The sequence below is a fragment of the Halomonas sp. McD50-4 genome, assembly GCF_022348135.1.
Taxonomy (GTDB): Bacteria; Pseudomonadota; Gammaproteobacteria; order Pseudomonadales; family Halomonadaceae; genus Vreelandella; species Vreelandella piezotolerans.
In genome coordinates this window covers 56,991-80,531 of sequence record NZ_JAKRFG010000007.1, presented here as the reverse complement: position 1 = coordinate 80,531, position 23,541 = coordinate 56,991, and the positions used below count along the sequence as shown (strand labels likewise).

General features: G+C 59.2%; 22 protein-coding genes and 2 tRNA genes. 13 read left to right on the top strand and 11 right to left on the bottom strand.

Annotated elements, in window-relative coordinates; all coding sequences use genetic code 11:
• Window positions 1–7: 7 nt before the first annotated feature.
• Window positions 8–421, bottom strand: a complete 414-nt coding sequence (locus tag MHM85_RS10425) for a DUF3617 family protein (protein WP_139525562.1) — start codon at window positions 419–421, stop codon at window positions 8–10.
• 160 nt (window positions 422–581) lie between these two features.
• Here MHM85_RS10425 and MHM85_RS10420 point away from each other — a divergent pair, with 160 nt between their 5' ends.
• Window positions 582–791: a CPXCG motif-containing cysteine-rich protein gene (locus MHM85_RS10420; protein WP_153842408.1), complete on the top strand. Its 210-nt coding sequence runs from the start codon at window positions 582–584 to the stop codon at window positions 789–791.
• A 17-nt stretch (window positions 792–808) separates the two neighbouring features.
• Here the strand turns inward: MHM85_RS10420 and MHM85_RS10415 are convergent, their stop codons facing one another.
• The 4 genes from MHM85_RS10415 to MHM85_RS10400 form a co-directional block, all read right to left on the bottom strand.
• Window positions 809–1,651 (bottom strand): ABC transporter permease subunit, encoded by an 843-nt coding sequence (locus MHM85_RS10415; protein WP_139525560.1) that lies wholly within the window; start codon window positions 1,649–1,651, stop codon window positions 809–811.
• A complete protein-coding gene (locus MHM85_RS10410; protein WP_139525559.1) occupies window positions 1,648–2,559 on the bottom strand; it encodes an ABC transporter permease subunit in 912 nt (303 codons plus the stop codon). Before MHM85_RS10410 ends, MHM85_RS10415 begins: the two co-directional genes overlap by 4 nt.
• Window positions 2,560–2,590: 31 nt before the next feature.
• Complete coding sequence (gene potA / locus MHM85_RS10405; RefSeq protein ID WP_139525558.1) at window positions 2,591–3,772, bottom strand: polyamine ABC transporter ATP-binding protein; 1,182 nt, start codon at window positions 3,770–3,772, stop codon at window positions 2,591–2,593.
• Between the two features lie 95 nt (window positions 3,773–3,867).
• The gene (locus tag MHM85_RS10400) at window positions 3,868–4,971 is read right to left on the bottom strand and encodes a polyamine ABC transporter substrate-binding protein (protein WP_153842407.1); all 1,104 of its coding nucleotides are present in this window, start codon (window positions 4,969–4,971) and stop codon (window positions 3,868–3,870) included.
• A 353-nt stretch (window positions 4,972–5,324) separates the two neighbouring features.
• Between MHM85_RS10400 and ahpC the strand changes: the two genes are divergently transcribed.
• Both ahpC and ahpF read left to right on the top strand, forming a co-directional pair.
• Window positions 5,325–5,888, top strand: a complete 564-nt coding sequence (gene ahpC, locus MHM85_RS10395; protein WP_139525556.1) for an alkyl hydroperoxide reductase subunit C — start codon at window positions 5,325–5,327, stop codon at window positions 5,886–5,888.
• Window positions 5,889–6,067: 179 nt separating this feature from the next.
• Window positions 6,068–7,624 carry an alkyl hydroperoxide reductase subunit F gene (gene ahpF / locus MHM85_RS10390; RefSeq protein ID WP_139525555.1) on the top strand — a complete coding sequence of 519 codons (1,557 nt, stop codon included), beginning with the start codon at window positions 6,068–6,070 and terminating at the stop codon, window positions 7,622–7,624.
• A gap of 99 nt (window positions 7,625–7,723) precedes the next feature.
• On the opposite strand, the gene moeB is transcribed toward ahpF, so the two are convergent.
• The 5 genes from moeB to hemA are packed head-to-tail and all read right to left on the bottom strand — an operon-like array spanning window position 7,724 to window position 12,258.
• The gene (moeB, locus tag MHM85_RS10385; RefSeq protein WP_153842406.1) at window positions 7,724–8,479 is read right to left on the bottom strand and encodes a molybdopterin-synthase adenylyltransferase MoeB; all 756 of its coding nucleotides are present in this window, start codon (window positions 8,477–8,479) and stop codon (window positions 7,724–7,726) included.
• 4 nt (window positions 8,480–8,483) lie between these two features.
• Window positions 8,484–8,984, bottom strand: coding sequence for an Lrp/AsnC ligand binding domain-containing protein (locus MHM85_RS10380; protein WP_139525553.1), 501 nt, complete (start codon window positions 8,982–8,984; stop codon window positions 8,484–8,486).
• Between the two features lie 30 nt (window positions 8,985–9,014).
• Entirely contained in the window at window positions 9,015–9,863 is an 849-nt protein-coding gene (gene prmC, locus MHM85_RS10375; RefSeq protein ID WP_153842405.1) for a peptide chain release factor N(5)-glutamine methyltransferase, read from the bottom strand.
• Window positions 9,863–10,951: a peptide chain release factor 1 gene (prfA, locus tag MHM85_RS10370; protein ID WP_153842404.1), complete on the bottom strand. Its 1,089-nt coding sequence runs from the start codon at window positions 10,949–10,951 to the stop codon at window positions 9,863–9,865. The genes prmC and prfA overlap by 1 nt, the downstream gene beginning before the upstream one ends.
• Window positions 10,948–12,258 carry a glutamyl-tRNA reductase gene (gene hemA, locus MHM85_RS10365; RefSeq protein WP_153842403.1) on the bottom strand — a complete coding sequence of 437 codons (1,311 nt, stop codon included), beginning with the start codon at window positions 12,256–12,258 and terminating at the stop codon, window positions 10,948–10,950. Before hemA ends, prfA begins: the two co-directional genes overlap by 4 nt.
• 228 nt (window positions 12,259–12,486) lie before the next feature.
• Between hemA and MHM85_RS10360 the strand changes: the two genes are divergently transcribed.
• The 9 genes from MHM85_RS10360 (at window position 12,487) to MHM85_RS10320 (ending at window position 19,888) form a co-directional block, all read left to right on the top strand.
• Window positions 12,487–14,280 carry a tetratricopeptide repeat protein gene (locus MHM85_RS10360; protein ID WP_153842402.1) on the top strand — a complete coding sequence of 598 codons (1,794 nt, stop codon included), beginning with the start codon at window positions 12,487–12,489 and terminating at the stop codon, window positions 14,278–14,280.
• 86 nt (window positions 14,281–14,366) lie between these two features.
• Entirely contained in the window at window positions 14,367–15,017 is a 651-nt protein-coding gene (gene lolB / locus MHM85_RS10355; protein ID WP_153842401.1) for a lipoprotein insertase outer membrane protein LolB, read from the top strand.
• A gap of 58 nt (window positions 15,018–15,075) precedes the next feature.
• Complete coding sequence (gene ispE / locus MHM85_RS10350; RefSeq protein ID WP_153842400.1) at window positions 15,076–15,936, top strand: 4-(cytidine 5'-diphospho)-2-C-methyl-D-erythritol kinase; 861 nt, start codon at window positions 15,076–15,078, stop codon at window positions 15,934–15,936.
• A 30-nt stretch (window positions 15,937–15,966) separates the two neighbouring features.
• A tRNA-Gln gene (locus MHM85_RS10345) sits at window positions 15,967–16,041 on the top strand.
• Window positions 16,042–16,100: 59 nt separating this feature from the next.
• Window positions 16,101–17,042, top strand: coding sequence for a ribose-phosphate pyrophosphokinase (locus tag MHM85_RS10340; protein WP_026001771.1), 942 nt, complete (start codon window positions 16,101–16,103; stop codon window positions 17,040–17,042).
• Window positions 17,043–17,138: 96 nt separating this feature from the next.
• Window positions 17,139–17,780 (top strand): 50S ribosomal protein L25/general stress protein Ctc, encoded by a 642-nt coding sequence (locus MHM85_RS10335; protein ID WP_139525546.1) that lies wholly within the window; start codon window positions 17,139–17,141, stop codon window positions 17,778–17,780.
• 189 nt (window positions 17,781–17,969) lie between these two features.
• The gene (gene pth / locus MHM85_RS10330; RefSeq protein WP_153842399.1) at window positions 17,970–18,551 is read left to right on the top strand and encodes an aminoacyl-tRNA hydrolase; all 582 of its coding nucleotides are present in this window, start codon (window positions 17,970–17,972) and stop codon (window positions 18,549–18,551) included.
• Between the two features lie 104 nt (window positions 18,552–18,655).
• Window positions 18,656–19,747, top strand: coding sequence for a redox-regulated ATPase YchF (ychF, locus tag MHM85_RS10325; protein ID WP_139525544.1), 1,092 nt, complete (start codon window positions 18,656–18,658; stop codon window positions 19,745–19,747).
• Between the two features lie 64 nt (window positions 19,748–19,811).
• Window positions 19,812–19,888: transfer RNA gene (locus MHM85_RS10320), tRNA-Met, on the top strand.
• A 79-nt stretch (window positions 19,889–19,967) separates the two neighbouring features.
• On the opposite strand, the gene MHM85_RS10315 is transcribed toward MHM85_RS10320, so the two are convergent.
• Window positions 19,968–21,272, bottom strand: coding sequence for a M18 family aminopeptidase (locus MHM85_RS10315; protein ID WP_153842398.1), 1,305 nt, complete (start codon window positions 21,270–21,272; stop codon window positions 19,968–19,970).
• Window positions 21,273–21,410: 138 nt separating this feature from the next.
• Between MHM85_RS10315 and MHM85_RS10310 the strand changes: the two genes are divergently transcribed.
• On the top strand, window positions 21,411–23,504 hold the full coding sequence (locus MHM85_RS10310) for a carboxy terminal-processing peptidase (RefSeq protein ID WP_153842397.1): 2,094 nt from the start codon (window positions 21,411–21,413) through the stop codon (window positions 23,502–23,504).
• Window positions 23,505–23,541 lie beyond the last annotated feature (37 nt).

The following is a 23,541-nucleotide window of genomic DNA, read 5'->3' as shown; positions in this document are numbered from 1 at the left end:
GGAGTGCTTATTCGCAGTTACCGATACGCTCGCCTTCGATCGTCGTGTTCATGGTCAGTTCGCCCATGGGCGACTGCGTCAGAATATCCACGGTGCCTTCGATCTGCTCACCCATGAAGCGCATTTCGCCATCGATGGTGGCTTCGCCACCCTCTGCGCGGCATACCATGCTGTAGGAGAGGCCATCGGCATTCATCTCTTGGTCCAGCAGCTCGCAGCCCTCTTCCTCTTCGATGAAACCGAACTCAGCGCCTTCCAGTTCTGCCTGGGTAATGCACTGACGCTCGGTTTCGGTTTGATCGGGAATCTGCATATCGCCACTGACGCTAGTTACGCTGACGAACTCCCACTCGCCGGGCGTCAAATTCGGTGTATCTGCCTGGGCGACCATTGGGAAGGCCGCTAGGGCCGCAACTGCCATGTATCGTTTCATCATCGCTCTCATCTCGCTAGGTGATTCGGGAAAACCCGCTGATATCCTACCTGATTCGCGCAGCAGGCGCCTGCCTGTAAAGCGCACTGCTACACTGAGTCATCATGTCCATGCTTCAGCCAGTGTAACGTTAAAAAGGGCAAACACCATGCAAGACGACGCGTTGATCCATCACGATTTTCACTGCCCTTATTGTGACACCCCGCTCACCTTCGTGATCGACATCTCACAGGGCAGCCATGATACCTGGGAAGATTGTCATCAGTGCTGTGCGCCCATCCAACTTCAAGCCATCGTTTCGCCGATGACCGGCGAGCTAGAAGCCGTCATCACCGGCCGTGATGACGACGTGCTCTAGCGGCGCTCGAACTCTATTCAAGCCCCTTCGGCCTGCTGCATGGCCGCCTGACGCTTGGCCTCGCTGCGGCGCATGAAATACCACGCCAGCAGCGTCGCCAACGACACCGTCAAAATGATCAACGTCGCCAACGCGTTGATCTTCGGCGACACGCCCATCCGTACCGATGAGAACACCACCATCGGCAGCGTGTTCGCACCCGGGCCCGACACAAAGCTGGCAATGACCAAGTCATCCAGCGAGAGGGTAAACGCCAGCAACCAGCCAGCGGCAAGCGCCGGGGAGATCACCGGGAGCGTCACGAAGAAGAACGTCTTGACCGGGGGCGAGCCCAAATCCATCGCCGCTTCCTCGATGGAGCGGTCCACTTCCCGCAGGCGAGCGGCGACCACCACCGCCACGTAGGCACTACAAAACGTAGTGTGGGCGATCCAAATGGTCGCCATGCCACGGTCAGCAGGCCAACCTATTAGCTGCGCCATTTGCACGAACAGCAGCAGCAGCGACAGACCGGTGATGACTTCCGGCATCACCAGCGGCGCAGTCACCATGCTCGAGAGTGCCGTTTTACCTCGAAAATGTCCGTAGCGGGTCATGACGAAGGCCGCTACCGTTCCCAGGCACACCGCCATGCTGGCGGCAAAGAAGGCAATTTTCAAACTGGTCCACACCGCCGACAAAATCTGCTGGTCGCGGAATAGCTCACCGTACCACTGGGTGGAGAACCCGGCCCACACCGTCACCAGGCGTGATTCGTTGAACGAATACACCACCAGAACGACCATGGGTAGGTACAAAAACAGCAGCCCCAGCACCAGCATCACGGTGGTAAAACTTGGGCGCCGATGCGATCTGATCATTCTTCAAGCTCCCGTGACTGGTAGCGGTGGAACCACACGATAGGGACGAGCAATAGCAGCAGCATGACCATGGCGAGCGCCGAGGCCACGGGCCAATCCCGATTGAGGAAGAACTCTTCCCACAACACCTTACCAATCATCAACGTATCGGGGCCGCCCAGCAGTTCGGGAATCACGAATTCACCGACCGCTGGGATGAACACCAGCATCGAGCCCGCAATGATGCCCCCCATCGAGAGCGGCAGCGTGACCTTCAAGAAGGTGTTGAATTTACGTGACCCAAGGTCCGATGCCGCTTCCAGCAGCGAATTATCCAAACGCGTCAGGTGGGCGTACAGCGGCAGCACCATGAACGGCAGGTAAGCGTAGACGATGCCTACGATCACCGAGAATTGCGTGTTCATCATCCGCAGCGGGGCATCGATGAGACCAAGCCCCATCAGCAGGTTATTGATCAACCCGCTATTGCTGAGAATGCCCATCCAAGCGTAAACCCGAATCAGAAACGACGTCCACGACGGCAGCATCACCAACAGCAGCAGAACCAGCTGCCAGCGCCCTGGCGCACGCGCCATGGCATACGCCATCGGGTAGCCAATCAGCAAACACACCGCCGTGGCAATGAACGCGGTTTTGATCGACCCCCAGTAGGCGGCCACATAGAGCGAATCGGACAACAGAAACAGATAGTTGCCTAAATTCAGAAAAATGTTGAGCGTTTGGTCGGCATACTCCACCAGCGGCCCATAGGGCGGAATGGCGATGGCCGATTCGGATAAGCTGATTTTCAGCACCAGCGCGAACGGGAGCAGGAAAAACAGCGTCAGCCACACCAGCGGAAGTGCAATCACGGCGCGACGGCCTAGCTGCATCCGCTTGATCACGCCTGAAACGCGAGATGGCGTCATAATAGGCAATCTCCTCTCATCCACCTGGGCATTAGCGGTTCAGCACGATAGCGCTGTGGTCTTCCCAGTAAACGTACACGCTATCCTCCCAGGTAGGGCGGTCGCCGCGACGCTCGGTATTGGCCATGCTGACCTTGATCATCTGCCCGGAGGTGGTGCGCACGTAGTAGAGCGAGTAACCACCCAAATAAGCGATATCGTCCACTTTGCCCGCTTCCCAGTTGTACTCACACGTTGGCTGTTCGCGGGTGAGCCAGATTTTCTCAGGGCGCAGCGCCGCCCACACCCGGCGATCGACCGCTTGGGTCGTAATACCGTGGTCGATATAGATTGGCCGAGAAAGCGCGGGTGATTCGATGCGGCAGTGATCGGCGGCGTCTTCGATGATCTCCCCTTCGAACAGATTCACCGTGCCAACGAATTCAGCCACCATTCTGCTCGCGGGGCTTTCGTAGATATCCACCGGTGAGCCCACCTGCTCGATCCAGCCGTCGGCCATGATCGCCACGCGGTCGGCCATGGTCATGGCTTCTTCCTGGTCGTGGGTCACCATGATGCAGGTGACGCCGACCTGCTCGATGATCTCGACCACCTCCAGCTGCATTTCGGTGCGCAGCTTTTTGTCCAACGCGCCCATGGGCTCATCGAGCAGCAGAAGCTTGGGTCGCTTGGCGAGCGAGCGTGCCAAGGCCACCCGCTGACGCTGACCGCCTGAGAGCTGATGGGGCTTGCGCTTGGCGAAACGCTCCATGTGCACCAGTTTGAGCATCTGAGCCACGCGCGTCTCGATGTCGGCTTTCGGCAACTTGTCCTGCTTCAAACCAAAAGCAATGTTTTGGGCCACAGTCATGTGCGGAAACAGCGCATACGACTGGAACATCATGTTGATGGGCCGTTTATGTGGTGGCATCTCGGTGATGTTCTCGCCACTCAGCAAAATGCGCCCCTCGCTGGGCGTCTCGAACCCCGCCAGCATGCGCAGTAGCGTCGACTTACCCGAGCCAGAACCGCCGAGCAAGGCAAAAATTTCGCCGCGCTTAACCTGCAAATTCACGTCATCTACGGCAAGCGCATCATCGAACCGCTTGCTCAAACGCTTGACCTCTAAAACGATATCCTCGGCAAAACGAGGCGTCTTACCCTGGGCGCGAGCCTGAGGAGGTACGGCAGACGAAGCAGAGGGAACGTCGTTCGACAGGGGCGTAGTGACCATTCGCCACTCCCATCAAAAGGCCCGAAAGACCGGGCGATAAAAGACAAACAGCGAGCCGGGCAGCTGCCCGGCTCGCCGTCAGACGATGATTGGCATTAACGTCCAGATTTGACGCGGTTCCAGGTGCGCGTTCGAGCACGCAGCAGCTCCTGGGGTTTTTCGACTTGGACGTAAAGGTTCTTCATTACGTCGGTCTCAGGGTAAATGGCCGGGTCGTTGATCAGCTCATCAGAGAGATACTCGTTAGCAGCCAAGTTGGGGTTGGCGTAACGCACGTACTCGCTGATCTCGGCAGCGATTTCCGGGTCGAGAATGAAATTGATGAACGCGTGGGCATTCTCAGGATTCGGCGCATCGGCCGGCACCGCCATCATGTCGAACCAAAGCGCAGCGCCCTCTTTCGGGATGCTATAGCCAATGGTGAAATCACGACCCGCCTCTTCGGCACGCGCAGCGGCCTGGAAGATATCGCCGGAGTAACCCGCCGCCACACAAATGTCGCCATTAGCGAGGTCAGAGACGTAGCGCGAGGAGTGGAAGTAAGTGATGTTGTCGCGAACGTTGGCAATCAGCTCACCAGCCGCTTCGATATCTTCGACGGTCTCGTTCAGCGGATCCAAGCCAAGGTACACCATGGCAGGCGATAGCATTTCATCGCCCGAATCCATCATCGATAGGCCACAGCCCGCTTCGCTCAGCTTAGTGGTAATCTCTGGATCGAACAGCAGTGCCCAGCTATCCAACGGAGCGTCGTCACCGAGAATGTCGGTCACTCGCTCGACGTTATAACCGATGCCGTTGGTGCCCCACATGTAAGGAACGGAGTATTCGCTGTCTGGGTCGATGGTTTCGAGATTGGCCATCAGCTCCGGGTCGAGGTTGTCCAGGTTCGGCAGCAGCTCATGGTTCAGCGGCTGGAAAACGCCCGCTTTGAGTTGGCGGGTAAAGTAGTACGTTGACGGCACCACCACGTCGTAGCCAGAACGGCCCGACAAGAGCGCTGCGTCGAGAATTTCGTTACTGTCGTACACATCGTACGTCACTTCGATACCGGTACGCTCGGTGAACTTCTCCAGCGTTTCCGGGGCGATATAGTCAGACCAGTTATATACCCGCACTTCCTCAGCGTGGGCAGCGGCAGCCGCTACGGCAAAAGAGATGGCCGTAACGGCCGCTGAAAGTTTTTGGATGTTCCCCATCTACCTGCTCCTAAAATGTAAAATTCACGTCACCACAGCCCACGGTCGGCAACCGACTGCTCTTTGAATGAAGGCGCTGTACGCCGACTCAACGCAGTTGAAAACAGCTTAGGCGATTCTCGCAACCGTGCGAATTTTGCGGTGCAGTGCCGCCTACCGCAAGAGCCACCGAAAAATTCTTGTATTAAGCGCCCACTGCCCCCACAACAAGTGTCGCGAAGGGTAGCCAAATCGTTCAATAGCCCACTTCTATTGGAAAGATTCATTTTTCCAATTTTAGCTATTAGTCGTAGCCCGCTACCATTAGCAACAACTTTTTTTACTGCCATTCACCCTTTATGGAGACGTTCTAAATGTCTTTGATCAACACTGAAGTAAAACCGTTTAAAGCCACCGCCTACCTGAACGGCGAATTTATCGATGTTACTGAAGCGGACCTGAAAGGTCAGTGGTCCATTTTCTTCTTCTATCCGGCTGACTTCACCTTCGTCTGCCCGACCGAGCTTGGCGATCTGGCCGACAACTACGAAGCCTTCAAGAAGCTGGGCGTCGAAATCTACAGCGTATCTACCGACACCCACTTTACCCACAAAGCATGGCACGACAGCTCTGAAACCATCGGCAAGCTTCAGTACCCGATGATCGCTGACCCGACCCTGCAAATTTCTCGCAACTTCGAAGTACTCATCGAAGAAGCGGGTCTGGCTGAGCGCGGCACCTTCGTCGTTGACCCCGATGGCAAAATCCAGATCGTCGAAATCAACGCTGGCAACATTGGCCGTAACGCCGAAGAGCTGCTGCGTAAAGTGAAGGCAGCTCAATACGTTCGTGAAAACCCGAACGAAGTGTGCCCGGCCAAATGGAAAGAAGGCGAAGAGACACTTGCCCCGTCTCTGGATCTCGTAGGCAAAATCTAACTCGCCTACCGCTGCCCTACCGGCAGCATGACACCCGGGCACTTGGCCCGGGTGTTCCGTTTAAGCACCCGTATCACCGCATCCCTGTTTTCCCTAGCGCCATTGGCTGCCCGACTGACTCGGCAGCGAGCGTTTTAGGTCGAGAACGACTTACTGCTGACTGCGAGGAAGCCACTGTCATGCTGGACGCCAATTTAAAAAATCAGTTGAAAGCTTACCTGGAAAAAGTGACTCAACCGTTCGAGATCGTTGCGTCCCTCGATGACGGTGCCAAGTCACGTGAATTACTGGGTCTGCTGGAAGATATCAGCAGCCTCACCGATAAGATTACTCTGCACACCGACGGGCAAGACAGCCGTACCCCGTCGTTTGCCATCAACCGCCCCGGAGAAGAGACCGGCGTGGTCTTTGCTGGCATCCCCATGGGCCACGAGTTCACTTCGCTGGTACTGGCGCTGTTGCAAGTGGGTGGCCACCCACCGAAGACCTCTCAAGCGCTGCTGGACCAAATCAAGGATCTCGACGGCGAAATGCTGTTCGAGACCTACTACTCGCTCTCCTGCCAGAACTGCCCAGATGTGGTCCAGGCACTGAACCTGATGGCAATCTTTAATCCGAAGGTGCGCCACGTCGCCATCGACGGTGCGCTGTTCCAGGATGAAGTCGAATCGCGCGAAATCATGTCCGTGCCCAGCATCTACTTGAACGGCAAGCCGTTTGACCAGGGACGCATGACCCTCGAACAGATTCTCGCCAAGGTCGATACCGGCGCTGCAGAACGCGAAGCGAAGAAGCTGAGCGAAAAAGCTGCGTTCGATACGCTCGTCATCGGCGGCGGCCCAGCAGGTGCGTCGGCAGCGATCTACTCCGCCCGTAAAGGCATCAACACCGGCGTTGCCGCTGAGCGCTTCGGCGGTCAAGTCGCCGATACCATGGGCATCGAGAACTTCATCTCCGTCACCCATACCGAAGGTCCCAAGCTGGTCAGCGCGCTCGAAGAGCACGTCAAAGAGTACGACGTCGACGTCATGAATCTGCAGCGCGCTACATCGTTCAAAGCAGCGGAGGCCGATGGCGGCCTGCACGAGGTCACCTTCGAATCTGGCGCGAAGCTGAAGAGCAAGACCCTGGTACTGGCGACCGGCGCCCGCTGGCGCGAAATGAACGTGCCTGGCGAACAGGAGTACCGCAACAAAGGCGTTGCCTACTGCCCCCACTGTGACGGCCCGCTGTTCAAAGGAAAGCGAGTGGCGGTCATCGGGGGCGGTAACTCGGGCGTCGAAGCCGCGATCGACCTGGCCGGCATCGTCGGTCACGTGACGCTGGTGGAGTTCATGGGCGAAATGCGCGCCGATGCCGTCTTGCAGAAGAAGCTGAAGAGCCTGCCCAACGTCGACATCGTGCTGAACGCTCAGACCACCGAGGTCACTGGCGACGGCAGCCGTGTCAACGGCCTGACTTACAAAGACCGCAATACCGATGAAGTGAAGAGCATCGCACTGGAAGGCATTTTCGTACAAATCGGCTTGGTGCCCAACACCGAGTGGTTGAAAGGCTCGCCCATCGAAATGTCCCCGCGTGGCGAGATCATCGTCGATGCCCACGGCATGACCTCGGTGCCCGGCGTGTTCGCCGCAGGCGATGTGACCACTGTGCCTTACAAGCAGATCATCATTGCCATGGGTGAAGGCGCCAAAGCGTCCTTGGGTGCCTTCGACTACCTGATTCGTCATTAAGCGAATGACTGGCTAAGAGGGCGGCCGTACCGCCCTACTGAGTTCGTTCCTTTGACGTGAAGACCGTGACGTCACGCCCGCCTCCCTGCGGGCGTTCTTTTATGCGCGGGCGCTACACACTGGGCAGGCAGGATCTCTCGGCACTTGGAAATGGCGCCACTGGCCGCTCAAGCCATCGAAGGTGGACAAGCCCTGATGTGACCTGCCCGCGCCACTGATCAGTTTGAACGCTTCGACCGCCTGGAAACAGCCGATCAGCCCCACCAGCGGGGCCATGACCCCGCTCTCCGCACAGCTCAACGTTTCGTCGTCACTATCGCCTGGCGGGTAGAGGCAGGCATAGCAGGGGCAGGCATCATCACGGGGATCAAACACCGCCAACTGGCCCGAAAAGCGAATCGCTGCACCGGAAATCAGCGGCACGCCCGCCCGCTGAGAGGCGGCATTGATGGCATAGCGACTGGAGAATCGATCGGTGCAGTCCAGCACTACGTCGGCCGAGGCCACCAAGTCCATGAGCGCCTCGCCTTCGGCATGTTGCTCGATCGCCACGACATGGCACTCCGGGTTGAGCGCCTGCATACGCTCCTTCGCTGAGCGCGCTTTGTTGACCCCCAGACTGGCTTGCTGGTGGGCAATTTGACGCTGTAAATTTGTCAACTCCACCTGATCCGCATCGACGATGGTGATCCTGCCAACGCCCGCCGCCGCCAGATAGAGCGCTACCGGCGAGCCGAGCCCGCCGGCACCAATGATCAGGGCATGAGCAGCACTCAGGCGCTCCTGGCCGCCAATATCGACCTCGGGCAGCATGATTTGGCGGCTATAGCGCAGCAGCGCCTGATCGTCCATCATCGCGTTACTTATCCTCAAACTCCTCGATATCGGGGATGTGCAGGCTAAAGCTCTCCTTTACCTCTTCCATCACCACGTAGCTTTTCGACTCTTTCACGCCGGGAAGGGTCAGCACTACATCGCCCAATAGCTGACGATACGCGGCCATTTCGGGAATGCGGCACTTCAAAATATAGTCGAACTGCCCAGAGACCAAGTGACACTCCTGAATCTGCGGCAGCTTCTCGACCGCTCGGCGGAACTCGTCGAACACCGTCGGCGATTGGGTTTCCAGACTAATTTCGACGAACACCAGCAAATTCGCCTTGAGCGCCCGGGGATCGAGAATGGCTTGGTAGCCGCGGATGATGCCCGCTCGCTCCAGGCGTTTGACACGCTCCAAACAAGGGGTTGTGGATAACCCAACTTCCGAAGCAAGGTCTACATAGGAGATACGTGCGTTTTCCTGCAGACAGCGCAGAATCTTCAGGTCGATACGGTCCAGCGTTCTATTTTTTGGTTTCATGGCAGGATCCAATACTGATGAATCAGGCAGTTATTCGAGATGCCCCAGGGTAACCCGTTCATGGCCGCCGATGTCTTGTACGCTTTCAACGTTTTGATAGCCCGCCTGCATCAATGCTTGGCGAACGCAGGCAGCCTGCTGGTAACCGTGCTCTAGCGCCAGCCAGCCGCTGGGAGAAAGAAACGCTTGGGCAGCGATGATCAGATGCATCAAGTCCGCCATGCCATCCCCCTCGGCCACCAGCGCCGAACGGGGCTCGAAGCGCACGTCACCCTCGGACAAATGCGGGTCGTCGGCGGCGATGTAAGGCGGGTTACTCACGATGATATCGAATGCATCGCCGTCAGGCGGCACTCCCAGCGAAGCAAACCAGTCGCTCAGCAAAAAAGTTGCGTTAGCGATGTGCAGTGTCTGAGCATTGTGAGTGGCAAGCGACACTGCCTCCGGCCGAACATCGACCCCAATGACTTGCCACATCGGCCGCTCACTGGCAAAGGCCAGCGCGATAGCCCCGGTGCCCGTCCCCAAATCGAGCAGCCTGCCGCTGGGCGCTTTGGCACGCGCCAGCACGACGTCCACTAGCGTTTCGGTATCGGGACGGGGGATCAGCGTAGAGGGCGAGGTGGCTAGCGGCAGGCCCCAAAACTCGCGCTCTCCGGTCAAGTAAGCCACCGGCTGTCCCTGAGCACGCGCGGCGACCAAGGCGTCAAAGCGAGCATGCTCCCAGGTGGGGCATTCGCTATCGCCCCAAGTGTATAGCCACGTGCGGCTGCGGCTTGCAGCGAATGCCATCAACACCTCAGCATCGATCCGTGGCGATGGCGAACCGGCGCGCTGCAACCGCTGGGCAGCGCTCTTCAGAAGGGCGTCGAACGTCATCAAGCGTCCTGCAGCGCCGAGAGCTGTTCTGCTTGGTACTCGTGAATCAGAGGCTCGATGACGTCGTCCAATTGCTCGCCGCTCACTACTTCGGTCAGCTTGTAGAGCGTCAGGTTGATCCGGTGGTCGGTAATGCGCCCTTGGGGGAAGTTGTACGTCCGGATTCGCTCGCTGCGATCCCCCGACCCTACCAACGAGCGGCGAGCATCGGCCTGCTCCTGGCGCTGTGAATCCACGGCGTTGCGTTTGAGCTTGGCGGCCAGCAGCGACATCGCTTTGGCACGGTTCTTGTGCTGGCTACGCTCTTCCTGGCACTCCACCACCACGCCGGTGGGCAGGTGGGTAATACGGATCGCGGAGTCGGTGGTATTGACGTGCTGACCACCGGCACCGCTGGAGCGGTAGGTATCAACCCGCAAATCGGCCGGATTGATATCGATATCCCCCACCTCGTCCACCTCGGGCATCACCGCGACGGTGCACGCTGACGTGTGGATACGCCCCTGCGATTCGGTTGCCGGTACGCGCTGCACCCGGTGAGCGCCCGACTCGAACTTGAGCCGCGCGTAGACGCCTTCACCCTTCACCCGGGAGATGACTTCTTTATAACCGCCCTGCTCGCCGTGGCTGGCACTGACGACTTCGACACGCCAGCCACGCTTTTCCGCATAGCGGGAGTACATGCGAAACAGATCGCCCGCAAAAATAGCGGCTTCGTCCCCGCCAGTACCTGCACGCACTTCCAAAAAGACGCCGCGCCCATCGTCGGGATCTTTCGGGATCAGCAGGCGCTTGAGCTCCACGTCGAGCGTTTCCAACTGCTCGCGGCCTTCGATGATCTCCATCTCGGCCAGCTCGCGCATGTCGGGGTCGCTGTCGCGGCTGAGCTGCTCGGCGTCGGCAATGCTCTGTTCCACGTCGAGATAACGCTTCCACGCGGCGACCAGCTCTTCGAGTTCGGCGTACTCACGGGAGTAGTCGCGAAAGCGCTGTTGATTGTTGATCACCTCAGGATCCGACAGCAGCATGGCCAGCTCTTCGAACCGGTCGGAAAAGCTGTCTAAACGTTGGCGCAAAGTCTCTTTCATGCGGGCGTATCATCCTTCTGGCGTTTTGCCGAGGGCGCAGGCTGCTCGAAGGCGGGCTTCGGTGGTAGCAGCAGGCGCGGCGCGGCGCTGAGCAAATCGTGGTTTTCCTGGGCAGCCGCTTCGCGAATGGTCAGCGTCGGCTGATGCATGAACCGGTTAGCGAGCTGGTGCGCCAAACGCTCGACCACTTTGGCGGGGTCTTCGCCTTTGGCCAGACGCTCCAACGCCTGGTCGCGGGCTTGGTCGCGCAGCGATTCACCGTGACGCCGAAAATCGCGAATCACTTCGCCCCCATTGCGTACCCGCCGCTCCTGCTGCCAGCTCCCCACGCCGTGTTCGATCAGCGACTCGGCTTGGTCGGCCGCAACCTGGCGATGACGCCGGTTCTCCTCGATCACCTCTTCCAGGTCATCGACGGTATACAGGAACACGTCCGCCAGCTCCCCCACTTCCGGCTCGATATCCCGGGGCACGGCGATGTCTACCATGAAGACCGGGCGATGGCGGCGCTTCTTCAGCGCCCGCTCGACCATGCCCTTACCCAGAATCGGCAGCGGCGAGGCGGTGGACGAGATGACGATATCGGCACGCTCCAAGGCGTCGGGAATTTCCGGCAGGGTAATCGCCGTGCCTCCGAGCGAAGAGGAGACCCGTTCGGCACGTTCACGGGTACGGTTGGCAACGGTGAGCTGACGTACCCCCGCCTCGTGCAGGTGGCGAGCCACTAGTTCGATGGTCTCCCCCGCACCTATCAATAGCGCATTGGCGCGACTGAAATCATCGAAAATGCGGCTGGCCATGCTAACGGCGGCATAGGCCACCGACACCGGGTTCTTGCCGATTCCGGTTTCGGTGCGTACCTGTTTGGCCACGGCAAAGGTGTGCTGAAAAAGCCGCTCCAGCTCGCCACCCAGCCCCTTGGCCTGGCGCGCCTGCTGGTAAGCCTCTTTCAACTGACCCAGAATCTGTGGCTCGCCCAACACCATGGAGTCCAGCCCAACGGCCACGCGCATCAAGTGACGCGCGGCATCGTTATCGTGGTAGTGGTAGGCACAGCGGGTAAGCTCTTCCACACGCAAATTATGAAAACGGCCCAGCCAGTCCAATACGGTTTGCTCACCGGCGGCATCCGTCACACAGTAAAGCTCCGTGCGATTACACGTCGAAAGTACCGCTGCTTCGCTGATGTGAGGCAGGCTGCGCAGCTCGGCCAGCGCGCTTTCTAGCTGCGTTGGCGTAAAAGCCACCTGCTCGCGCACCGCGACGGTAGCAGTACGATGATTGATTCCCAGGGCAAGAAGCGTCATGGGTTATGCGTCTTCGCTAGTGGATCGGTCGTCACGTCACTGTCGGTCATTGTTTCTTGGCTTGCTGATACAAGTCTAAGAGAGCAGCTTTGTAAGTGAATTGCGCTGACTCGGCTCTTTTTCAAGGAGAGTCATTCTATCACAGCCGAGCATCTTCTGGCGCACACCACTTTGCCGCAGGCAGCCAAGCCGCTATGCTGAACACTCGGCCACTTGATCGAGATACGCATGCCCCATCGCGCAACACTTCTGGGTATTCCCCTTTCGTTTTCGGGTTTTCCACTGTACCCCCTGGCCGCCATGCTGATGTTGAGCGGCTGTCAGCTCTCGCCCTCGCTGCTGGGTAACGACGCGCCATCTCGTGTCGATGATCCCATGGCATCGGCGCCCCCCATCACACGCGGCTTGGATGCCGCAGGCTTGAGCACCCTGCTGGCCGCCGAGCTGGCCGGGCAGCGAGGCGACTACCGCTATGCTGGGCAAGGCTATCTCGACGCCGCGCAGCGCTATACCTCGCCGGGGCTTGCCGAACGCGCCACGTTTGCTGCTCGGTTTGGTAACGACGCGGCGTTGATGGAAAGCGCCGCGCTTCGCTGGCGTGAGCTCGATCCACAAGCAGAGACGCCCAACCGCCTGTTAGCGTCGCTGTCGCTTCAGCGTGGCGATTGGCTCGACAGCCTTGAGCAACGACTCGCCATCGCCAGGGCTGGCGGTAACGGTGAGATCGCCACCTTTGCCGAAATCGCTGTAGCGGAAGAGGCACCGCTACGCCTGCTAGCCCAGCAGTTACGACGCTACCTCGGCGAGCCCGACGCCGCCCAGCGCGAGTTTCATAGCGATGTGCTGCTAGGTACCGCCTTGATCGAAGCCGCCCTAGGAGAAACGCAAACGGCGCAGCGCTACTTGAACGAGGTGGAGCAACAAGCCCCCGAGTCATCCGCGCTATGGCTTGCCAAAGCCCGTCTAGCACTTGAAACCGGCGACCACCGTGGCGCACAGCGAGCCGCCCAGCAGGGCTTGAACCTTGCCCCGGACGACGTGCGATTCATCCTCATGCTGGCTCAGGCAGAAATCCGGCTCAACAACATTACCGCCGCCGAGGAGCAAACCAACGCGCTTCTCGATAGTCATGGCGGCAACCAGGAACTACGTATTGCTCTCGCACAGCTTTATTTAGAAGAGGGACACAGCGAGCCCGCCTATCGGCTGCTGCAACCATTGATTGGTCAAGAGAACGTCCCAAACCTCGTCTACTTCCTGATGGGTGCCATTGCGCAGTCTCAAGATGAAGTCGACAATGCCCTTCTTTACTATCGACAAGTGCAGGAGGGCAACGAGTTTCTTCCCGCCAGAGCCGCAGCGGCCAACATGCTGATCGACGACGACCGCCTGCTGGACGCCCGCGCCTTTCTGCGCATCGAGCGTATGCGCCACGATGCTTACTTTGGCGACTTGGTACGGCTAGAAGTACAGCTGCTCGACGAGCTCTCACGTCAAGAGGACGCCACGGCGTTACTGAATCGTGAACTCACCCGCACGCCGGATGACACCAGCCTTCTTTACATGCGTGCCATGCGCGCCTGGGAGAGAGGTGATTTGGCCGGCATGGAGCAGGATTTACGTCAGATCCTGCGCACCGAGCCCAACAATGCCGATGCGCTGAACGCGCTGGGCTACACTCTGGCCGATCTCAATATTGCTGGCAGGCTAGAGGAGGCCCGCGACCTGATCGAGCGCGCCTACGAGGCCGACCCTAATAACCCCGCAGTACTCGATAGTATGGGGTGGGTATACTTCCGACTTGGCCAGCCCAATGACGCACTCGCGTGGCTGGAGAGTGCCTACGCCCAAATGCCCGACCAAGAAATTGCCGCGCACCTCGCCGAGGTTCTGCACTCGCTGGGACGTAGCGATGAAGCGCGAGAGCTCATCGAGCGAATTCTTCAGCGCGCGGCGTATCACCCGCAAATCGATGATTTGCTAGAACGCCATCCTGAACTTAGGCCCGTACGCGCGCCCTAAGGCTTACGCTTGGCGGGCGCACTAGCGCCCGCGCGCTCTCTTAATCGACAGCCACCTTTGTAAATAGCAATGACATGGAGCCAGTTATGTTGACCTCTTTTTTGCACCGCGCCCCCTCTAGCACGCCCTCTTGCTACCGCGCTGCACGCTTATGGGTAGCGGCTCTGGCCATCGCCACCCTGGCAGGCTGTGCCAGCCAATCGCCGGTCGATGAGAGCGGCCGCCAAGCAGGGCAATGGGAACGCCAGCAGGCCGAGGTCGAAGCGTTCGACACCTGGACCCTGGTAGGTAAAGCGGGACTGCGTACCCCCCAGGAGAACACCAGCGCCAACCTGGACTGGAACCAAACACCCTACTATTTCCGCATGCTGATCAGCGGTCCCTTCGGCGGTGGCCGTAGCGTACTGGAAGGCCGTGAAGGCCGCTTCTCGCTGACCACCAGCGAAGGCCGTTTCGAAGCCGAAACGCCAGAAGCCTTGATGGAAGAGCAGCTTGGCTGGTCGCTGCCGGTGCGCGCCATGCCCGACTGGGTGCGCGGCCTGCCCGGCGATCACGCCAGCTACCAGCTAGAAACCGACGAGCTGGGTTTTCCGAGCTTCTTGCAGCAGGATGGCTGGGAGATCGATTACCGCGACTGGGAGCAGGCAGAAGGCATGTGGCTGCCGCGCCGTCTAGTGATGAACTATGGCGACGTGCGTATTACCCTGGTCGTCAATCAGTGGCAGGCGTCACAGTAGTCTTCTCGGGCTGGCCTAGCGCCAGCCCTTTTCATACGCTTAGCAGTAGAGAGACGGCATGTCCGCAACACCCCAAACGCTTACCCTACCCGCTCCCGCCAAGCTGAACCGTATGCTGCACATCGTAGGGCGCCGCCCAGATGGCTACCACGAACTGCAGACGCTGTTTCAATTCATCGACCTATGCGACTACCTGAGTTTCACGCTGCGCCAAGATGGCATCATCGAACTGACCACACCGATAGCGGGAGTGGCCCACGATGACAACCTGATCGTACGGGCAGCCACCTTACTGCAGCAGGCCAGCGGCACCCACTTAGGCGCGACGATTTCCATCGAGAAGCGCCTACCAATGGGCGGCGGCTTGGGTGGGGGCAGCTCCAACGCCGCCACCGCACTCAAAGGGCTCGACCGGCTCTGGCAGCTTGGACTGGGCGATACGCACCTGGCCGAGCTCGGTTTGGCGCTGGGTGCCGACGTGCCGGTTTTCGTTCGGGGCCGCAGCGCCTGGGCAGAAGGCGTCGGCGAAAAGTTGACGCCCGTGACTCTCGACACCCCATGGTTCGTGGTCATTCACCCCGGCATTAGCGTCTCGACCCCGGCGATCTTCCAAGACTCGGAATTGACACGCGACAGCCTCCCCATTACTATGGCGCGCGCACTGCAGGGGGGAGTAGCCGAGTGGCGTAATGACTGCGAGGCGACCGTCAAAAAACGCTACCCGCACATCGCGGAAGCACTTGACTGGCTCGCGCAGCATGCACCTAGTCGACTGACGGGCACAGGCGCCTGTTTGTTTGCCGCTTTCGAGTCGAAAGAGGCAGCGCAAACGGTGGCTGAATTGGCTAATCGGCGCTGGCAAGCGTGGGTAGCGCGCGGACTCAACACCTCTCCCCTACAAGATGCTCTGGGCTGCTGAAAGCGCCCGGTCATCGCATTAGGTTATTGCTGGGGTATCGCCAAGTGGTAAGGCACCGGTTTTTGGTATCGGCATTCCCAGGTTCGAATCCTGGTACCCCAGCCAACGCTAATGTTGATCTGCGTTTTCTCCCCTGATCCCCAACACTGCAAAGGTGGCTGCGCGTGTCAAAATTGATGGTTTTCACCGGGAACGCCAATCCCGAACTCGCTCAAAAGATTGCCGAGAGCTTAGACAGCCGGATGGGTAACGCCACGGTGGGTCAATTTAGCGACGGCGAAATCGCGGTCGAGATCAATGAGAACGTGCGTGGTAAGGATGTCTTCATCCTGCAATCCACCTGTGCCCCGACGAACGACAACCTGATGGAACTGATCCTGATGGTCGACGCTCTGCGTCGCGCCTCAGCGACCCGTATTACGGCAGTGGTTCCCTATTTTGGCTATGCCCGCCAGGACCGTCGTGTACGCTCCGCCCGTGTTCCCATCTCCGCCAAAGTCGTGGCGGACATGATGGTGAAAGCAGGCGTCGACCGCGTTATGACCATGGACCTGCACGCTGACCAAATCCAAGGTTTCTTCGACGTTCCGGTCGATAACGTATACGGCTCACCGATCCTGCTGGACGACATTGAGCGTCAGAACTACGACGATCTCGTGGTCGTCTCTCCTGACGTTGGCGGCGTGGTACGCGCCCGTGCCATTGCCAAGCAGCTCAACGCCGATCTGGCGATCATCGACAAGCGTCGCCCCCAGGCTAACCAAGCCCAGGTGATGCACATCATTGGTGAAATCGAAGGCCGCACCTGCGTGGTCGTCGATGACATGATCGACACCGCCGGCACGCTGTGTAAAGCCGGTGAAGCCCTGAAAGACCACGGCGCTGCGCGCGTTGTCGCGTACGCCACGCATCCGATCTTGTCCGGCCCTGCGGTCGACAACATTACCAACTCTGTACTGGACGAGGTTGTCGTGACCGACACCATTCCGCTCGCCGACCACGCGCGTCGCAGCGGAAAAATTCGCCAGTTGAGCGTTGCTGGCCTGATTGCGGAAGCCATTCGCCGCGTCAGCAACGAAGAATCCGTCAGCGCGATGTTTCACTAACGCCTGACGTTATGAGCCCCCACTTGGGGCCCTGGAAACGTCGTCGTCTGGTCGCGGGCGGCGGCGTTTCCTTACTTAAACCAAGAGGCAAATTCCATGTCTGATTTTATCCTGCAAGCCAGCGTTCGTAACGACCTGGGGAAAGGTGCGAGCCGCCGCCTGCGTCGTGCGAACCAACAAGTACCGGCCGTTGTATACGGCGGTGAGAAAGGCGCTCAGTCGATCTCCGTAGAAAAAACGGCGTTCTACAAAGCGATCGAAGACGAATCCTTCTTCTCCTCTGTCATCAAGCTGGTGATCGACGGTAAAGAAGAGCAAGTGGTCGTTCGTGACCTGCAGCGTCACCCGTTCAAGCCGCTGCTGACCCACGCTGACTTCCTGCGTGTTGACGCTACTCACGAAATCACCATTAACGTGCCGCTGCACGTGGTGAACGAAGAGAAGTGTGTCGGCATCAAAGACCAAGGCGGCGAACTGCACGTACTGGCCAACGAAGTGGCCATTAGCTGCTTGCCGAAAGATCTTCCGGACTTCCTGGAAGTGGACATCAGCAAGGTCGAGCTGGGCACGACTCTGCACCTGTCTGACCTGACCCTGCCGGCCGGCGTCACCTCCGTTGACCTGTCCCATGGTGAAGAGCACGACAACGCCATTCTGAGCATCACCAAAGTGAAAGTACGCGGCGATGACGAAGAAGAAGGCGAAGGTGAAGGCGACGCAGAAGACAGCGCCGAGTAAGCCTGGTTAAAAGTGCTGCCAGCCAGCGCTGCCTGGGCCACGCTCGCATGGCCCAGGGATGTTAAAATCAAGCGCTTCGGCGCTTGATTTTTTTTTTGCGGCATGAGGCTCGATAGCCTCAGGCAGCCGCCTGCCAAGGCAGCTCCGTCACACGTCGTCATATCTTCCAGAACCGTTGGAGGTGGGAAAATGAGCCAGATAACGGCCATTATAGGACTGGGCAACCCAGGGGCTGAATACGACGCCACCCGACACAACGCGGGCTTTTGGCTCGTCGACGCCATTGCACGCAGCGCCCACACCGAATTGCGTCCTGAAAAAAAGTTTTTAGGGCTCTACGCCAAAGCCCGTGTGGGTGACCATGAGCTGCATTTGCTCAACCCCACCACGTTCATGAACCGTAGCGGTGCGGCGGTCGCCGCGCTTACCCAATTCTTCAAATTGACCCCGGAGAACCTGCTGGTCGCCCACGACGAACTCGACCTTCCCCCGGGGCAGTCACGTTATAAAACCGGCGGCGGACACGGCGGCCACAACGGGCTGCGCGATATCATCAGCGCCCTGGGCAACCAGAAGCAGTTTCACCGCCTGCGCATTGGGATTGGCCACCCGGGCGAAGCGAAGCAGGTGGTCAATTACGTGCTGGGCCGCCCGGGCAAGGCCGAACAAGAAGCCATCGAGCGCTCGCTGGACGAGTGTCTGGCCACGCTGCCCCTCGCGCTTTCCGGCGACTGGGCTAAAGCCATGAACCGCCTGCATAGCGTAAAATAGCGGCACGTTGTCGGACTCTATCACCCCGCGTTACGAACGCACTCTTTTCACACCGGGCAGACGCAGCAACGGTTGCGCCGCCCTAGCGGTCAGGAAGTTATTTTATGGGCTTTAACTGCGGTATCGTCGGCCTACCCAACGTAGGCAAATCCACGCTCTTCAATGCGTTGACCAAGTCGGGCATTGATGCCGAGAACTTTCCGTTCTGCACCATCGAACCCAACGTCGGTATCGTGCCGATGCCCGACCCACGTCTGGACAAGCTGGCGGCCATTGTGAAGCCTGAAAAAGTGCTGCCCACCACTATGGAGTTCGTGGACATCGCGGGTCTTGTCGCAGGCGCCTCCAAGGGAGAGGGCCTGGGCAACAAGTTCCTCGCCAACATTCGCGAAACCCAAGCGATTGCCCACGTGGTGCGCTGTTTCGATAACGACAACGTCATCCACGTCGCCAATCAGGTCGATCCCCGCGCCGACATCGAGACCATCAACCTCGAGCTCGCCCTGGCCGACCTGGACACCGTCGAGAAAGCCAGTCAGCGCTTGGTGCGCGTGGTGAAAGGTGGTGACAAAGACGCCATTGCCACCAAAGCCGTGCTGGACAAGATTCAGCCGCATCTGGCCGAAGGCCAGCCGCTGCGCAGTTTTGGGCTGGACGAGGACGAGAAGCGTCAGGTAAAAAGTTTCGGCTTCTTGACCCTCAAGCCCACCATGTACATTGCCAACGTCAATGAAGACGGCTTCGAGAACAACCCCTACCTGGACATCGTCAAAGAGATCGCCGCCGAAGAAGGTGCAGTCGTCGTGCCGGTGTGCAACCAGTTAGAAGCCGAAATTGCCGAGCTGGATGACGAAGAGCGCAGCATGTTCCTGGCCGACATGGGCATGGAAGAGCCGGGACTCGACCGCGTGATTCGCGCGGGCTACGCCCTGCTGGGCCTGCAAACCTACTTCACCGCCGGTGTGAAAGAAGTGCGCGCCTGGACCGTGAAACAGGGCGCTAGCGCGCCGGAAGCCGCCGGTGTGATTCACACCGATTTTCAGAAAGGCTTCATTCGCGCCGAGGTCATCGCCTATGACGACTACGTCGCGCTAGGCGGCGAACAAGGTGCCAAAGACAACGGCAAATGGCGCTTGGAAGGCAAAGAGTACATCGTCAAAGATGGCGACGTGATCCACTTCCGCTTCAATGTATAAGCGAGAAAAGAAACAAATGCTTGACGGGCGGCGTGCCTCTGGGTAATATTCGCCCCCGTTGAACGGCTACGTAGCTCAGCTGGTTAGAGCACATCACTCATAATGATGGGGTCCCCTGTTCAAATCAGGGCGTAGCCACCAACACCGAATACCGCTAGCAATAGCCAGGCCCGCTGACTCAGTCAGCGGGCCTTTTTCGTTTTTAAAATGCTGATCAATATTACGCAAGCGCCGGGCGGTTCAAGAAGACCGTCAGCGCACGGGTCAGGTAATCCACGTCTCGCGTACCGGACGTTTCACGAATCGAGTGCATCGCCCACTGGGGCAACCCGACGTCGATGGTCGGCACGCCCACTTCCGTGGCGGTAATCGGCCCTATGGTGCTACCACAGCCCATATCCGCCCGTGTGACGAACGACTGTACGGGCACATCTGCTTCGCGACACACGTCCCGGAACAGCGCGCCGGTGACGCTATTGGTGGCGTAGCGTTGGCTGGCGTTCACCTTGATCACCGGGCCGCCGTTAATGGCCGGACCGTGACGTTCATCGTGTTTGTCGCGGAAGTTTGGATGCAGCGCGTGGGCGTTATCGCAGGAAATCATCAGCGACGATTGAATCAGCTGAATCAACGACTCCTCGCTGCCACCGCCCACCTGGGCATTCAAGCGTTTCAGCACGTCGCTCAAGAACGGCCCCTGGGCACCGCACGCGCTGGCACTGCCCACCTCCTCATGGTCATTCGCCACTAGCAGCGCGCCCTGACTACCATCGCTTTCCAGCAGCGCTTCCAGGCCCACGAAGCACGAAAGCAGGTTATCCAGCCGCGCGCTGGCCAGCAGCTCCTTGCGCAACCCGACCAGTGATGGCGGCTGAACGTCGTAAAAACCCAACTCGAAATCCACCACCTCGACCGCGCGTAGGCCGTGCTGCTCTTCCAACCACTGCCCCAGCAGTTCGTGCAGCTTGGCGGTATCGCTCTGCATCAGCACCGGCGCCATCTGTGTTTGCGGATTGATCGAGCGCCCCGCATTTACATCGCGGTCCATATGGATCGCCAAGCTCGGAATCATTGCAATCGGACGCGCCACGTTGAGCAGCACGCTCTCCAAGCGGCCATCGGCATGGCGCACGTGAACGCGGCCCGCCAAGCCCAAATCGCGGTCAAACCAGGGGGCCAATAGCACGCCGCCGTACACCTGCACGCCCAACTGCAGCCAACCCGCTGAATATTGGGTGGCGTTGGGCTTCAAGCGCAGCCCTGGGCTATCGGTGTGAGCACCCAGCATGCGCAGGCTGGTCAGCTTACCAGCGGGCAGCTGAAACGCGATCACCGACGAGTCGTTGCGCGTCACGTAGTAGCGCTTTCCTGGCGACAACTGCCAGTTCGCGGTCTCTTCCAGGCGCGCAAAGCCCGCCTGCTCCAAACGCTCGACCATGCGTTGGGTCGCATGCCATGGCGTGGGCGACTGCTGCAGAAAATCGCACAGCCGCGTTAAACGTTCCGCGTTGAAAGCCTCGGACATGGAATTCCTCATAACAGTAATGATTGAGTCTCACAGGGGAAATGACCTGCTACAATGCTCCCTCGGCCTACGCAACTCATAGGCTGACTGCGGGTCTAGGGAAGAATGAGTGTACACAAATCCGGGAGAGCTTGACTGATGAGCTTGTTTGCAACGCTTTCGCGCTCGGTCGCCCTTGCCGTCATGCTGGTGATCACCAGCCCGGCAGCGCTGGCGCAACTTGCGCCGACCGACGAACAACGCCAAGCGGCGGTGGAAATTGCGGAAGCCCTCCGCTATGGCCATTATGCCGATATTGATTTCGACGAACAGTGGTCACAGGAAGCTTTCCAGCGCTATCTGGACATTCTTGATGGTCAGCGCAGCTACTTACTGAACCGTGACATCGAACCCTATCGCCACCTCGAAGACGACATGGCCGACGCGCTGTTCGACGGCGACCTAGACGATGCGTTTGCGCTTTACAACCGTCTCAGCGAGCGGCACACAAACCGCTTGGAATGGCTGCTCGCCGAATTGGACGACGGTTTATCGTTGGAGTTCGATAGCAACGAACGCTTGGAAGTCGACCGCGAAGACGCTCCCTGGGCCAGCCGCGAAAGCGAGCTGGATGAGCTATGGCGCAAACGGCTGAAAAACGACGCCCTGACCCTCGCCCTCACCGACCAAGACGCAGAGCAGATCGAAGACAACCTGCGCCAACGTTATGAAGGCCAGCTTTCGCGGTTACGCCAAACGGAATCGGAAGATGTCTTTGGGCTGCTGATGGCCGCTGTCTCCGGCACCATCGACCCGCATACCGGCTACCTATCTCCTCGCCAAGGCGAATCTTTTGACATTCAAATGAGCCTCTCGCTGGAGGGCATAGGCGCGCTACTGCAATCCGACGGCGAGTACGTCAAGGTCTCTAGCCTCGTACCCGGCGGCCCCGCGGAGCGCGCAGGTGTATTAGAACCCGCCGACCGCATCATCGCCGTGGGCCAGGAAGAGGGAGAAATGGTCAACGTGGTGGGCATGCGCCTGGATAACGTCGTCGACCTGATTCGCGGCCCGAAAGGCTCCGTGGTCCGCCTGGACGTGGTGCCGGCCCAGGCGGTGGATATGACCCGCTCGCAAATCGTCGAAATCACCCGCGATACGGTGAGCCTTGAAGATCAAGCCGCCCACAGCGAAGTGATCGAAGTGATGCGTGACGGCGAGCCACACCGCATCGGCGTCATCAATGTGCCCACCTTCTACGTGGACTTCGACGCCTGGCAAGCCGGTGAAGAGGAGTACCGCAGCACCACCCGCGACGTCGCCCGAGAAATCGAGACTCTCAAAAAAGAGGGTGTGGAAGGCATCGTGCTGGACCTGCGCAATAACGGCGGTGGCGCGCTACAGGAAGCCAATTCGCTGATCGGCCTATTCATCGACCGCGGCCCCACCGTGCAGGTACGCGACGCCCAGGGCCGCATTCAGCTCTACGGCGACACCGAAGCGGGCACCGTGTACGACGGTCCACTCACCGTACTGGTGAACCGCCTTTCAGCTTCGGCCTCGGAAATCTTTGCCGGCGCCATTCAGGACTACGGCCGTGGCGTTGTAGTGGGCGCCTCCACCTTTGGCAAAGGCACCGTGCAAACCCTCAACGAGCTGAGCCATGGCCAAATCAAACTGACCCGCGCCAAGTTCTACCGTATCTCTGGCGACAGCACCCAGAACCGCGGCGTGGAGCCAGACATCACGTTTCCCAGCTTGATCGACCCCGAGCGCATTGGTGAAAGCAGCCTGGATAACGCATTGGCTTGGGACACCGTGCAAAACGTTCAGTATCGCCGCTACGGCGAGCCGGAGCGCGTACTGCCTACGCTGATTGCTCGCCACGAAGAGCGCGCCAAAGAGAATCCCAACTTCCGCTATCTGGAACGCCAGTCCACGCTGGCTCGCCAGCTGCGTGAACAGCACACCAGCGTGAGCCTAAACCGCGAGCAGCGTCAGAGAGAGCTAGAGGCCCAAGAAGCCGAGCAACTCTCTCTGGAGAACCAGCGCCGCCGCGCCCTGGGCCTGCCGGAACTGGAAGAGTGGATGGACGCGCGTAGCGACGGCACCGCCGCCACCGAAGACGCCGAGACCGAGAACGACAGCGACGACGAAGAGATGCCCGTGGACCGCGCCCACGTGCTCGAAGCCGCCGAAGTGCTCCTCGACTACGTTCATCTGCAAGAGAGCCAGCGCATGGCCAAGCGTTAACCACGCTTACCCTACACTGGAAGCGACAACGCCAGCC